Origin of the sequence: Streptomyces sp. NPDC093085, assembly GCF_040683935.1 — a bacterium.
GTDB lineage: Bacteria > Actinomycetota > Actinomycetes > Streptomycetales > Streptomycetaceae > Streptomyces.
In genome coordinates this window covers 187,117-199,370 of record NZ_JBFBFB010000001.1, presented here as the reverse complement: position 1 = coordinate 199,370, position 12,254 = coordinate 187,117, and the positions used below count along the sequence as shown (strand labels likewise).

The following is a 12,254-nucleotide window of genomic DNA, read 5'->3' as shown; positions in this document are numbered from 1 at the left end:
GACGACGGCTTCATGAGGGGCTCCCAAGGGGCTCTCCAGGGGCTCTCAGACGACGGCCGTCATGCCGCCGTCGACGAACACGACCTGCCCGTTGACGTAGTCGGACGCGCTGGAGGCGAGCCACACGGCAGGCCCGACGATGTCGGCGACCGTCCCCCACCGCCGGGCGGGGGTCCGGCCCAGGATCCACCCGTTGAACTCCTCGTCGTCCACGAGCTTCTGGGTCATCTCCGTGTGGATGTACCCGGGCGCGATGCCGTTGACCTGGATCCCGTCACCGGCCCACTCCGCCGTCATCGCCCGGGTGAGGTTGCGCAGGGCGCCCTTCGCCGCGGTGTACGGGCCGATGGTGGGGCGGGCGAGGTCGGTCTGGACGGAGCAGATGTTGATGATCTTCCCGGCGCGGCGCGGCAGCATCAGCCGGGCGGCCTGCCGGCCCACGACGAAGGCGCCGGTGAGGTTGGTGTCGATCACGCGCCGCCAGTTCTCGCGGCTCACGTCGAGCAGGGGCTCGCGGTGCTGGACCCCGGCGTTGTTCACCAGAATGTGCACGGGCCCGGTCTCCGACTCGACCGAGGTGAGGGCGGCGGCGACCGCGTCCTCGTCGACGATGTCGAACGCGCGGGCCGCGACGCGCTCCGCTCCGTACCGTTCGGCGAGGGAGGCGCGCGCCGCTTCGAGGCGCGCGGGGTCGAGCCCGTTGAGGACGACGGTGGCCCCGGCGTCCGCCAGCCCCGCCGCGATCCCGAGCCCGATGCCTCGGCTCGACCCGGTGATCAGGGCGACTTTTCCGGTGAGGTCGAAGGGAGAGGTCATCGCAGCGGTGGTCTTCCTGGTCGGGTCGGATCGGTTACGGGCGGATCGGTTACGGACGGATCGGTTACGGACGGATCGGTTACGGACGGATCGGTTACGGACGGATCGGTTACGGACGGATCGGTTACGGACGGATCGGTTACGGGGCGCATCGGTGCCCGGAGGCGGCTCACCGGCGGCGGACCGGTGGAACCGGTCAGTAGAACTCGACGGTGTCGACGCGGTTGACGAGGTCCCGCCCGTCGAGGAACCGGGTCGCGTTGGCGGCGAAGAGTTCGGCGATGAGGCGGTCCTCCGCCGCGTCGAGCGCCGCCGTGTGCGGGCTCACCAGAACGCGGTCGTGCCCCCAGAGCGGGCTCTCCGCCGGCAGGGGCTCCGTCTCGAAGACGTCCAGCGCGGCGAAGCCGACCCGTCCCGAGTCGAGCGCGCCCAGCAGCGCCGCCTCGTCCAGGACCGTGCCCCGGCCGACGTTGACGACCGTGGAGCCGGGTTTCACCGCGTCGAAGAAGCCCTTGCCGAGCAGATGCCGGGTGGCGTCGGTGCCGGGCAGGGTGTTCACCACGGCGTCCACGGAGGGGGCCACCTCGGTCAGCCGGCCGGGGTGGATCACGGAAGAGACGCCAGGCACCGCGATCTCCCCGGCAGCCCTGCGGCTGGTGGCGACGACCGTCGCACCCAGCGCGTGGAGCGCGGCCACGACGGCCCGGCCGATACCTCCGAGCCCCAGCACGAGGACGGTCTGCCGGCTCACCTGCCCCATCGTCCACCGGCCGCTCCACTCGCGGCCGTCCTGCTGGCGCCGGAGCCGGGGCAGGTCCTTGGCACCGGCGAGCACCCCGAGGACGGCGAACTCGGCCAGCGGGCGCCCGTGCACCCCGGCGGAGGTGGTGAAGGCGACCCGGGAGAGTTCACCGGCCGTCAGCCCGGCGGCCCTGACCTGGGCGCCGCCGCCCGCGGCCATCGTGTGCACCCAGCGCAGCCGCGGGTTGGCCCGTACCGTACGGGCGAGCGCGGCGGGGTCCACGTCGGGGATGCCGTAGAGCGCGTCGGCGGAGTCGAGCGCCGCCTCGTAGCGGCGCCGCTGACCGGGGGTGCGCCGCCAGCCGGGGTCACCGGCGAAGTCGGCGGGCCACCGCATCGGGGGCAGCAGCTCCTCGTCGACGACGAGGTCGACACGGGGCTCCAGCGCCCGGATCCGCGCGCGGTTCTCCTCGGCGAGGGGCGCGGCGACCGCCACGCGCAGGCGGCCGGTGACCGGTGCCGGGCCGGTCACCGGGCGGCCTGCGCGGCCCCGGCGGTCCGGGCGGCGGCCTGGGCGCGCAACGCCTCGACCTCGGCGTCGAGTTCGGCCTCCCGGAGGACGATCGCCTCGACCGCCTCCAGCGCCTCCTCCGCCCGGTGCGGCGGGATGACGATGACTCCGTCGCCGTCGGCGACGACGATGTCCCCGGGGTGCACCACGACGCCGCCGACGGCGACCGGCTCACCGATGGCGCCGGGGCCGTTCTTGAACGGTCCTGCGGGGGTGAGGCCCCGGGCGAAGACCGGGATGGCGAGCCGCTCGATGATGGCGGCGTCGCGTACGTAACCGTCGACCACCGCGCCCGCGGCCCCGTGGACGGCGAACCGCTGGGCGAGGTTGTCGCCGATGACGGCGCGGCCGTCGTAGCCGAAGGCGTTGATGACCAGCATGTCGTCGGCGCGGATGTGCTCCAGCGCCGCGATCACGGCCTTGTTGTCGCCGGCGACCGTCAGCACCGGGAGCGCCGTGCCGACCGCCCTGGCACCGTTCCAGACCGGCGAGATGCCGCCGTCGACGATGTTGAGCCGGTCCAGGGCGTCTCCGAGATTGGCCACCGAGTGGGCGCGGAACCGTTCCAGCAGATGGCGGTCGACACGGGGCCACGGCTCGGCCACACGCACATTGTCCTGGGTCATCGGGAGACTCCTTCGCGGGGGCCGGGAGAGGGTTGAGAGAGGGCCGGGAGAGGCAAAAGTGCGAATACTTTCGCGTTTCCGGGGTCAGTGTGCATCCAACCGCAGGACAAGACAAGGGGCGTTCCGCCGCTTCCAGAACGGAAACGGAAGGTTGACTCCGGGGCAACACCGACCTCTTGACCCCCTCAAGATGCGAATCTATTCTCATTCGAAATTCAAGTCGCATCTCGGCCCGGGCGCCCCGCCGCCCCCGCCACCGGCCCCGGCGAGCCGATCGGCACCGGGCCCTTCCCCACCCCCGAGGTACCGCCTCCGTCTTCCCCTGAACCGGTAACAGGACAGGGGTCCGCGACACCGAAAGTGAACGCGTATGACCACGTCAGATCGGCTCGACACCCCACCAGACCGTCCTGAGGCAGCACCGCACGCCACCGCCGCGCCCACCGCCGCGCCCACCGCCGAGGCCCCTGAGGCGTCCGACGCCCCCGACGCCCCCGAGATCGCCACCGCGGCCCCCGAGGACGTCCGCAAGGCGACCCTCGCCGGCGCCATCGGGTCGTTCGTCGAGTGGTACGACTACGGGATCTACGGCCTGCTGGTCACCTATCTCGCCCTCAACATCATGGGCGAGGCGGACGCGGGCAACCTCTTCCTCACCAACATCGGCTTCCTGGTCAGCTTTGTCGCGCGGCCGTTCGGCAGCGTCATCTGCGGCTACATCGGGGACCGGATAGGCCGGCGCAGCCTCCTCGCCGCCCTGCTGGTGCTGATCTCCGCCTCGACCGCCGCCATCGGCCTCATCCCCTCGTCGGCGGCGATCGGGGTCGCCGCGCCCGTCCTGCTCGTCCTGCTCCGGGTGCTCCAGGGCTTCTCGGCGGGCGGCGAGGTGGCCGGCGCGATGTCCTTCGTCGGCGAGTACGCGCCGGACCACCGCCGTAACTTCCTGATGAGCTTCATCGCGGTCGGTTCGTTCATCGCCCTCATGGTGGGCAGCGCCCTCTCCGCCCTCCTCATCACCACGCTCGGCGACGACGCGATGGCCTCCTGGGCCTGGCGCATCCCGTTCCTGCTCGCCGTCCCGCTCGGGTACATCGGCTTCTACATCCGCCGCAGGCTGGAGGAGACCCCGCACTTCGAGGCGTTGCGCGCGCGGAACACCGTGGCCCGCAACCCGCTGCGCGAGGCGCTCGGCAACCGCCGCCACCTCCGGGCGATCCTGCTCACGATCTTCCTGCCCGCCCTCAACGGCCCCGGGTACTACCTGCTGTTCGTCTACATGCCGACCTATCTCAAGACCTCGCTGGGCACCCACAACTTCTCGATGCTGCGCGCCCTCACGGTCACCGCGGTCAGCCTGGTCGCCGTGGCCTGCTGTATCCCGCTGATGGCCCGGCTCTCGGACCGGATCGGCCGCAAACCCGTCCTGGCCGGCTCCGCGCTCGCCATGGCGGCCGTCTCGTACCCGATGTTCCGGCTGATCACCACCGGCGAGTTCGGGCTCGCCTGTATCGGCACCGTCGTGCTGGCGATCGCCTTCTCCGGCCATGCGGCGGTCATCCACACCGTGCTCGCCGAGATGTTCCCGACCACCGTGCGCTACTCCGCGTACAGCATCGGCTTCTCCCTCTCCACGATCGTCTTCGGCGGCAGCGCCCCGCTGGTGATGACGCAACTGATCGACGCGACCGGGTCCACCCTGGTACCCGCGTACGCCTCCATCCTCACCGCCCTGATCACCCTGGGCACCCTCGCCTTCGTACGCGAGACCAAGGGCCGCCCCCTCGCCGCCCGCTGAACCGCCGCCCCGCCGAACCGCACCACTTCCGCATCAGGAGACATCATGGGTATCAACTCCGTGGCCGTCGTCGCCGACCTCGGCGAGAGCTTCGGCAACTACACGATCGGCGACGACGCCGCGCTGCTCTCCCTCGTCACCTCCTCGAACATCGCCTGCGGCTTCCACGCCGGGGACCCGCGCATCATGGACCGTACGGTCGCCGACTGCGTCGAGCGCGGCATCGAACTCGGCGCCCACCCGGGCTACCCCGACCTCGTGGGGTTCGGCCGCCGCCTCATCGAGGCGTCGGAGGAGGAGATCCGTACCGACGTGCTCTACCAACTGGGCGCGCTCGACGGGTTCGCCCGGGTGCACGGCGGCACCATCAGCCATGTCGCCCCGCACGGCCGTATGGGGTCGATCGCGCAGACCGACGCCAAACACGCCCGGGCCATCACCGACGCGATCGCCGCGTACAACAAGGAGTACATCGTCATCTGCCAGCGCGGGCTGCTCGCCGAGGAGTCGCGCAAGCGCGGCCTTGAGGTCGGCTATGTCTTCCTCGCCGACCGGGGGTACGGCGACGACGGCATGCCCGTCCCGCGCTCGCACGAGGGCGGGCTCATCCACGACCCGGAGTTCATCGGCGAGCGCTGCCGCCAGGTCGTCCGGGAGGGCACGGTCCGCTCCGTCGACGGCAATGTGGTCCCGCTCGGCCACGACGCCGACATCCTGCTGCTCCACGGCGACCACCCGTCCGTCCTCCAGAACGGCACAGCGCTGCGCGCCGCGCTGGACGCCGAGGGCATCCGCGTCACCGGCCTGCGCGAGGTCCTGGCCGAGAAGGCCGGGAAAGCCGAGAAGGCCGGGAAAGCGGGGAAGCCGGAGACGGCCGGGAAGCCGGAGACGGCGGGGAAGGCCGGGAAGACGGAGGCCGCGCTCGCCGGCTGAGGCCGGGGCGCACCAGTCGATGACCACACCCCAGTACGGCGCCGTCACCGTCGAGCCCTTCGGGGACTCGGCGGTGATGGTGACCATCCCCCACCCCGACCAGGCGGCCCGCAGGGCCGGGATCGTCGCCTTCCGGGACCGGTTCCTCGCCTTCCGTCCGTACGGTGTCCTCGATGTCGTCTCCGGCCTCGAATCGCTGCTCATCGCGTACGACCCGGTACGGACGGAGCTGCGGCATGTGGAGTACGCGGCCCGGCTGGTCGCGGAGTGGGCCCCCGCGCCCGCGCCCGCCGCGGCCGGTGACCTCGCGGGCCGCCGTGGCGCCCGTACCTTCACCATCCCCGTCGTCTTCGACGCGGAGGCGGGCCCCGACCTGCTCTCCGTGGCGGAGGAGCTGGAGTGCTCCCCCGCCGAGGTGGTCGAGGCCGTCGCCGGGTCGGTCTTCACGATCTCGCTGCTGGGTGCCGCGATGGCGCCGATGATGGACGGGCTCAAGGTGCCGCGTCCGGTACGGCGCCGGGCCGAGCCGCGTACCGATGTGGTCCCGGGGTCGGTCATGATCGCGGGCACCAACGCGATCATCCAGCCGTTCCCCGGCCCCACCGGCTGGCGTGTCGTCGGCAGGACCCCGCACACCATCGTCGACATCTCCCGCCCGGACCCCGTCTCGTTCGGCACCGGGGACACCGTGCGCTTCGTCCCGGTCGGCCGGGGCGAGGCGGCGGCCCTGGACGCCGGCTTCCTGCTGCCGGTGGAGGACTCCCCATGACGACCGTGGCACTCGACCTCACGAGCACCGGGTGGCTCACCACCTTCCAGGACCTCGGGCGGCACGACACCGAGCGGCGCGGGGTCCCCACCGGCGGGGCGGCCGACCAGCATGCGGCGGCCGTCGCCAATGTCCTGGTGGGGAACGCCCGGGGCGCGACGCTCCTGGAGAACCTCGGCGGGGAGGTGGCCCTGGTGCCGGAGGCCGATGTGCTGCTGGCGGTGACCGGCGCGTACGCCGAGGTCACCGTGGGCGGCGCCCCGGCCGAGGGCTGGTCGCCGCTGGTGGTGCCGGCCGGTCTGGAGGTACGGGTCCGCTCGGAGCTGAGCCGGGGAACCCGTACGTATGTCGCGGTCAACGGCGCCCTCGCCGCCGGGACCCTGCTGGGCAGCGCGGCCCCGGACGCCCGGATGGGGTTCGGGCAGACCGTCTCACCGGGTGAACGGCTGCTGCTGGAGACGGAGTTCCGGGGGTTCGGGCGGCGGCTCCTCGAACCGCCGCTGTTCCGGCTGCCGGTGCCCGTCACCCGTTTCCCCGAGGGGACCTGGAGCGTCGATGTCGTCGCCGCTCACGGGATACGGACCATCCCCGGCATCCGGGAGCTGATCGCGGACGCGACGTACACGGTCACCCCGCGCTCGAACCATGTCGGGCTCCGGCTCGACGGTCCGGTGCTGCACCCGCACGACACCACCGAGATCGTGTCGCACGGGGTGCCCATCGGGGCGCTCCAGATCCCGCACGCGGACGAGCTGATCGTGCTCGGCCGGTACCGGAGTCTGACGGCGGGTTATCCGGTCGTCGGCGTCGCGTCGCGGGCCTGCCTTCCGCTGCTCGGCCAGGCGGGACCGGGGCGGCGGCTGCGCTTCCGGTGGACCGACCGGGAGACGTCGCTGCGGAGGTTCGCCCGGCGCGAGGCCGAGGTCCGGGTGCTGGAGGAGGCGGTCGGGGAGGCGTTCCGCGCCCGGGGTTTCGCCGTACCCTTGCCAGAGAAAAACCGAGAAGCTAATCTCATTTGAGAATAAAATCTCAAATACTCTCGCACACGCACACGCAGACTCACACGGGAGAGGAAGGTGGCACGGTGATGCCGGAGGTGATGCCGAAGGAGATGCCGGAAAAGACGGCGCTCATCACAGGAGCGGGCAGTGGAATGGGGCTCGAAACGGCACGGCTGCTGGCCCGGGACGGCCTGGCCGTCGCCCTGCTCGGCCGCCGGCCCGAGCCGCTGGAGGCGGCGGCGGAGGCCATCCGCGCCGAGGGCGGCACGGCCCTCGCGCTGGCCGCCGACATCACCCGTACCGAGGACGTCGACCGGGCCCTCGACCGGGTCCGTACGGAGTTCGGCCCCGTCGACATCCTCGTGAACAGCGCGGGCAGCGCCTCCTCGGTGCTCAACCCCCGGTGGCTGCCGCACGAGGAGTGGCGCGAGGTGCTCGACGTCAACCTCACGGCGGTCTTCCAGCTCACCCAGGCCGTCCTGCCCGACATGCTCGACCGCGCCACCGGCACCATCGTCACCGTCTCCTCGCTCGCCGCCGTCCACCCGAATCTGCTCGGCGGCGCCGCGTACGGGGCCGCCAAGGCGGGCGTCCGCAACTTCATGACGTTCCTCCACACCACCTTCCGCGACCAGGGGCTGCGGGCCATCACCGTGCTGCCCGGCGAGGCGGACACCCCGATCCTCGACCGCCGGGCCCGCCCGCCGGCCCCCGAGGAGCGCGCCGCCATGCTGCGGCCGGAGGACGTGGCCGAGGCGATCCGGCTCGCCGTCACCCTCCCGCAGCGCGTGGTGCTCCAGGAGATCGTCGTCGCCCCCACCCGGCCCCGCGACACCTCCGGCGACCTGGAGATCAGCCGCTGGGCGGGCGCGCCCGAAGACACCCGACCGCGTATCTGAGCCACCACCAGGAGAGCCGTATGTCCCCCACCGCCACCACGGAACCCCTCCGTTTCGCGACCGCGGAGGCCGTCGCCCGGATCGCCGCCGCCTCCCGGCGGACCCAGCAGCCGCAGTCCCGCGGCGATCTCGTCTCCCTCGCCATGGGCGAACCCGACTTCGACACGCCCGCCCCGGTGACCGAGGCCGCCTACGCCGCGCTCCGCGCGGGACGCACCCACTACTCCCCGCTGCTCGGCGAGTCCTCCCTCCGCGAAGCGCTCGCCGAGAAACTCACGGGCATCGCCGGCGCCCCGGCCCGCGCCGCCGACATCCTCATCACCCAGGGCGGCACCGCGGGCCTCGCCGCCGCCCTCCTCGCCATCGTCGACCCGGGGGACCGGGTGGTCGTCCCCGACCCCACCTACTCCCTCTACGGCGACCTGGTCAGCATGGCCGGCGGCACCGTCGTCCCGGTCCCCCTCGGCCCCGACCTCCACTGGGACCTCGACCGGCTCGCCACCGCGCTCGACGGCGCCCGGCTCTTCGTCTTCTGCAACCCGGTCAACCCCACCGGGATCGTCCACACCCGCGAGGAACTCCGTACCCTCGCCGAACTGCTCGACGGCACCTCCACCCTCGTCGTCTCCGACGAGGCCTACGCCGACCTCGACTTCACCGGCCGCCCGTTCACCTCGGCGATCTCCCTCGACGGCCTGCGCGAGCGCACCGTGTACTGCCAGACCTTCTCCAAGAGTTACGCGATGACCGGGTGGCGCGTCGGCTACCTCTGGGGGCCCTCGGACCTCATCCAGGCCTCGGCCCGTATCCACAACACCTTCAACGGCTCCATGAACACCTTCGTCCAGGACGCCGCGCTCGCCGCCGTGGTGCACGGGGCCGCGGACGTGGCCCGGATGCGGGCCTCCTACGAGGGGCGCCGCGAGATCATGCGCGAAGCGCTCGCCACCGTCCCCGGCCTGACGCTCAGTTCGCCGGAAGGCGCCTTCTACCAGTTCCCCCGGTACGATCTCGACCTGCCCTCCGTGGAGGTCGTGGCCGCCCTGCGGACACACGGCGTCGCGGTCCGGCCCGGCAGCGAATTCGGCGCGCGGGGCGAAGGACATCTGCGGCTGTCGTACGCTGCCGGCCCGGAGTCCATCGCCGAGGGCGTCCGCCGGCTCGCCCAGGGCTTCGCGGCCCTACGGTGAACGATGCCCCCCCGACGCGACGAGGAGACGCCCCATGCGCAGTGACACCGAGCGCAACCGCAGGCACCTCATCAAGGCCGCGGCGCGGCTCTTCGAGAACTCACCGACACCGGTCAGCCTGGCCGAGATCGCCCGGCACGCCGAGGTGTCCACCGCCACCGCCTACCGCCACTTCTCCTCGGTCGAGGAGATCCTGCACGCGTTCCGCGCCCAGGTCGGCACGGAGCTGCGCGACTTCAGCCGACGCCAGCCGACCCGGGGCATGGCCCGCCTGGAGGCGGTCTCCCGGTACTGGGTCTCCCTCGTCCTGGAACACGGCGGCGCGATGGCCCAGATGCGTTCCCACCGCGGCTATCTCGAACGGCTCGGCGAGAACACGGGCTACCTCACCCCACAGGCCGAGGCCCTGGCCGAACCCCTCCGCCAGACCACCGAGGAGCTCGGCCTGGGCGACCTCGGCGACGAGGCGCTGTACCTGTGGAACGCCCTGTTCGACCCCCGGGACATCCTCGACCTCATCAAAAGCGGCCGCACAGAGGAAGAAGCGGCCACCCGCCTGGTGGCCGCGGTACGCGGCGCCCTGATCGGCTGGTCGTCCCCGGAGCCCTGAACCGCGCGGTACGGGGCACCGGGCGCCCGTGAGGTCTTACGGAGCGGTGACATGCCCGGCGGGTCGCGGGATCCGGTCGGTGGGGCGCTCTAGCGTGACCGTATGCGTGTACTGGTCACCGGCGGTGCCGGGTTCATCGGGTCCCATGTCGTCGACGTCCTGCGGGAACGCGGGCACGAGCCGGTCGGGTACGACGTCCGGGCGGACCCCGGGGAGGATGTGCGCGACCCGGCGGCGGTCGCCCGGGCCCTCGTCGGTGTCGACGCGGTCTGCCATCAGGCGGCGATGGTCGGGCTCGGGGACGGGGTCGCCGACGCGGCGGAGTACGTCTCCCGCAACGACCTCGGTACGGCCGTGCTGCTCGCCGGGATGGCGGAGGCCGGGGTGCGGCGTCTTGTGCTGGCCGGGTCGATGGTGGTGTACGGGGAGGGGCGGTACGCGTGCCCCCGGCACGACGAGGTGCGGCCGGGTCCGCGCACGGCCGGTGAGCTCGCCGCCGGCCGGTTCGAGCCGCCCTGCCCGGTGTGCGGGCGGCCGCTGCTGCCCGGCCTGATCGGAGAGGACGCCCCGGCCGATCCGCGCAATGTGTACGCCACGACCAAACTCGCCCAGGAGCACCTGGCCGCCGCGTGGGCCCGCTGCACGGGCGGGTCGGCGACGTCGTTGCGGTACCACAACGTGTACGGGCCCCGGATGCCCCGCGACACCCCGTACGCCGGGGTGGCCTCCTTCTTCCGCTCCGCGCTGGCCAGGGGCGAGGCGCCGCGGGTCTTCGAGGACGGCGGCCAGCGGCGGGACTTCGTCCGGGTCCGGGACGTGGCCACCGCCAACGCCCTGGCGCTGGAGGCCGGTTCGGCGCCGGGGGCGCTCACGGCGTACAACACCGGCAGCGGCGAGCCGCGCACCGTCGGCGAGATGGCGGCGGCGCTCTCCGCCGCGTACGGCGGTCCCGCGCCCGTCGTGACCGGCGAGTACCGGCTGGGCGACGTCCGGCACATCACCGCCGACTCGGCGCGGCTGCGGGACGCGCTCGGGTGGAAGCCGGAGGCCGGGTTCGAGGAGGGCGTGGCGGAGTTCGCGCGGGCCGGGATGCGGAGCGGCTGAGGGCCGTCGCCTGACGGGCGTCGTCTGACGGGCGTCTTCTGAGTGGCGTCGCCCGAGGGCCGTCGCGGGGGCCGGTGGCGGTGCCCGCTGTCAGGACGGCGCGGCGGGCAGCACCACCTCGAAGCGGCAGCCTCCGGGCACGTTCCGCACGGTGGCACGGCCCCGGTGCGCCTCCACGATGCCCCGCACGATGGCGAGGCCGAGGCCCGCGCCGGACGGCGGGGTCCGCGCGTGGGTGCCGCGCCAGCCGGTGTCGAAGACCCGGGGCAGGTCCTCCTCCGGGATGCCGCCGCAGGCGTCCGTCACCGACACCACGACGCCGTCCGGGGAGCGCTCGGCGGCCACCGCGACCGTGCCGTCGGCGGGGGTCCGGCGGATCGCGTTGACCAGCAGGTTGTCCAGGACCCGGCTGATCTCCTTGCCGTCGGCCTCCACCGGCACCGCCGCCACCCGCTCCCCGACCAGCCGTACCCCGTGCTCGCGGGCGAGCGGGGCGGCGCCGGCGAGGGCGTCACCGATCACGTCGTAGACCGAGATCCGGGAGCGGTGCGGGGAGAGCGTTCCGGCGTGGATGCGGGAGAGTTCGAAGAGGTCGCCGACCATCCCGTTGAGGCGTTCGACCTCGGTGCGGATCTGCCGGAGGTAGCGGTCGGGGTCCGGCGCCACCCCGTCCTCCAGCGCCTCGGACATCGCGCGGAGACCGGCGAGGGGGTGCGCAGATCGTGCGAGATCCAGGCGACGAGTTCCCGCCGGGAGGACTCCAGGGCCCGCTCGCGCTCCCGGGACTCCGCGAGCCGGGCACTGGTGGCCGCCAGCTCACGGCTCAGCGCCTCCAGTTCCGCGGTGGCCGGCGCCTCCGGGGCGGCGAACCGGCCGTCGGCGAACGAGCGTGCGGCGAGCGCGAGTTCACGGCTGCGGGCGACGACCCAGCGGCCCAGGAGCAGCGCCGTGGCGAGGGAGACGGCGGCGGCCATGGCGACGACGGTCGTCACCACCGTCAGATCGTGCGGGGAGAGGAACATCGCCCACGCCACGGCGAGCGTCCCCGCGAGCATGGCCACCACGCCGACCGCCGCGACCACGGTGAGCGAGGCGGTGAGCGAACGGCGCCGGATCAGCCGGAGCACGCCCGCCCCGGCGAGCCCGGTGACGGCGGCGCCGGCGAACGCGTACCCGGCGATGAGCAGGCTGTCCCGCAC

Annotated in this window: 11 protein-coding genes and 1 pseudogene; 8 read left to right on the top strand and 4 right to left on the bottom strand. The window is 73.0% G+C overall.

Features of this window, described 5'->3' with window-relative positions; translation table 11 throughout:
- Positions 1 to 45 precede the first annotated feature (45 nt).
- The 3 genes from AB0O07_RS00875 to AB0O07_RS00865 form a co-directional block, all read right to left on the bottom strand.
- A complete protein-coding gene (locus tag AB0O07_RS00875; protein ID WP_365624747.1) occupies positions 46 to 816 on the bottom strand; it encodes an SDR family oxidoreductase in 771 nt (256 codons plus the stop codon).
- Positions 817 to 1,012: 196 nt separating this feature from the next.
- Entirely contained in the window at positions 1,013 to 2,089 is a 1,077-nt protein-coding gene (locus AB0O07_RS00870; protein WP_365624744.1) for a D-2-hydroxyacid dehydrogenase, read from the bottom strand.
- Positions 2,086 to 2,754 (bottom strand): RraA family protein, encoded by a 669-nt coding sequence (locus AB0O07_RS00865; protein WP_365624741.1) that lies wholly within the window; start codon positions 2,752 to 2,754, stop codon positions 2,086 to 2,088. Before AB0O07_RS00865 ends, AB0O07_RS00870 begins: the two co-directional genes overlap by 4 nt.
- A 370-nt stretch (positions 2,755 to 3,124) precedes the next feature.
- On the opposite strand from AB0O07_RS00865, the gene AB0O07_RS00860 reads away from it, so the two are divergent.
- From AB0O07_RS00860 to AB0O07_RS00825, 8 genes are all read left to right on the top strand, one after another.
- Complete coding sequence (locus AB0O07_RS00860; protein ID WP_365624738.1) at positions 3,125 to 4,549, top strand: MFS transporter; 1,425 nt, start codon at positions 3,125 to 3,127, stop codon at positions 4,547 to 4,549.
- Between the two features lie 45 nt (positions 4,550 to 4,594).
- A complete protein-coding gene (locus tag AB0O07_RS00855; RefSeq protein ID WP_365624735.1) occupies positions 4,595 to 5,482 on the top strand; it encodes a 5-oxoprolinase subunit PxpA in 888 nt (295 codons plus the stop codon).
- Between the two features lie 19 nt (positions 5,483 to 5,501).
- A complete protein-coding gene (locus AB0O07_RS00850; protein WP_365624732.1) occupies positions 5,502 to 6,251 on the top strand; it encodes a carboxyltransferase domain-containing protein in 750 nt (249 codons plus the stop codon).
- Positions 6,248 to 7,270, top strand: a complete 1,023-nt coding sequence (locus tag AB0O07_RS00845; protein ID WP_365624729.1) for a biotin-dependent carboxyltransferase family protein — start codon at positions 6,248 to 6,250, stop codon at positions 7,268 to 7,270. Before AB0O07_RS00850 ends, AB0O07_RS00845 begins: the two co-directional genes overlap by 4 nt.
- Positions 7,271 to 7,338: 68 nt before the next feature.
- Complete coding sequence (locus AB0O07_RS00840; protein WP_365624726.1) at positions 7,339 to 8,151, top strand: SDR family oxidoreductase; 813 nt, start codon at positions 7,339 to 7,341, stop codon at positions 8,149 to 8,151.
- A gap of 20 nt (positions 8,152 to 8,171) precedes the next feature.
- Positions 8,172 to 9,341, top strand: a complete 1,170-nt coding sequence (locus tag AB0O07_RS00835) for an aminotransferase class I/II-fold pyridoxal phosphate-dependent enzyme (RefSeq protein WP_365624723.1) — start codon at positions 8,172 to 8,174, stop codon at positions 9,339 to 9,341.
- A gap of 34 nt (positions 9,342 to 9,375) precedes the next feature.
- Complete coding sequence (locus AB0O07_RS00830) at positions 9,376 to 9,951, top strand: helix-turn-helix domain-containing protein (RefSeq protein WP_365624720.1); 576 nt, start codon at positions 9,376 to 9,378, stop codon at positions 9,949 to 9,951.
- A 102-nt stretch (positions 9,952 to 10,053) separates the two neighbouring features.
- A complete protein-coding gene (locus AB0O07_RS00825; protein ID WP_365624717.1) occupies positions 10,054 to 11,055 on the top strand; it encodes an NAD-dependent epimerase/dehydratase family protein in 1,002 nt (333 codons plus the stop codon).
- A 90-nt stretch (positions 11,056 to 11,145) separates the two neighbouring features.
- Here AB0O07_RS00825 and AB0O07_RS00820 read toward each other — a convergent pair.
- Positions 11,146 to 12,254, bottom strand: a pseudogene (locus tag AB0O07_RS00820) (HAMP domain-containing sensor histidine kinase).

Bases quoted from the DNA above. Each gene is read 5' to 3' on its own strand.
- AB0O07_RS00875 (WP_365624747.1), bottom strand. From the start codon at position 816: ATGACCTCTCCCTTCGACCTCACCGGAAAAGTCGCCCTGATCACCGGG.
- AB0O07_RS00865 (WP_365624741.1), bottom strand. From the start codon at position 2,754: ATGACCCAGGACAATGTGCGTGTGGCCGAGCCGTGGCCCCGTGTCGAC.
- AB0O07_RS00860 (WP_365624738.1), top strand. From the start codon at position 3,125: ATGACCACGTCAGATCGGCTCGACACCCCACCAGACCGTCCTGAGGCA.
- AB0O07_RS00855 (WP_365624735.1), top strand. From the start codon at position 4,595: ATGGGTATCAACTCCGTGGCCGTCGTCGCCGACCTCGGCGAGAGCTTC.
- AB0O07_RS00850 (WP_365624732.1), top strand. From the start codon at position 5,502: ATGACCACACCCCAGTACGGCGCCGTCACCGTCGAGCCCTTCGGGGAC.
- AB0O07_RS00845 (WP_365624729.1), top strand. From the start codon at position 6,248: ATGACGACCGTGGCACTCGACCTCACGAGCACCGGGTGGCTCACCACC.
- AB0O07_RS00840 (WP_365624726.1), top strand. From the start codon at position 7,339: ATGCCGGAGGTGATGCCGAAGGAGATGCCGGAAAAGACGGCGCTCATC.
- AB0O07_RS00835 (WP_365624723.1), top strand. From the start codon at position 8,172: ATGTCCCCCACCGCCACCACGGAACCCCTCCGTTTCGCGACCGCGGAG.
- AB0O07_RS00830 (WP_365624720.1), top strand. From the start codon at position 9,376: ATGCGCAGTGACACCGAGCGCAACCGCAGGCACCTCATCAAGGCCGCG.
- AB0O07_RS00825 (WP_365624717.1), top strand. From the start codon at position 10,054: ATGCGTGTACTGGTCACCGGCGGTGCCGGGTTCATCGGGTCCCATGTC.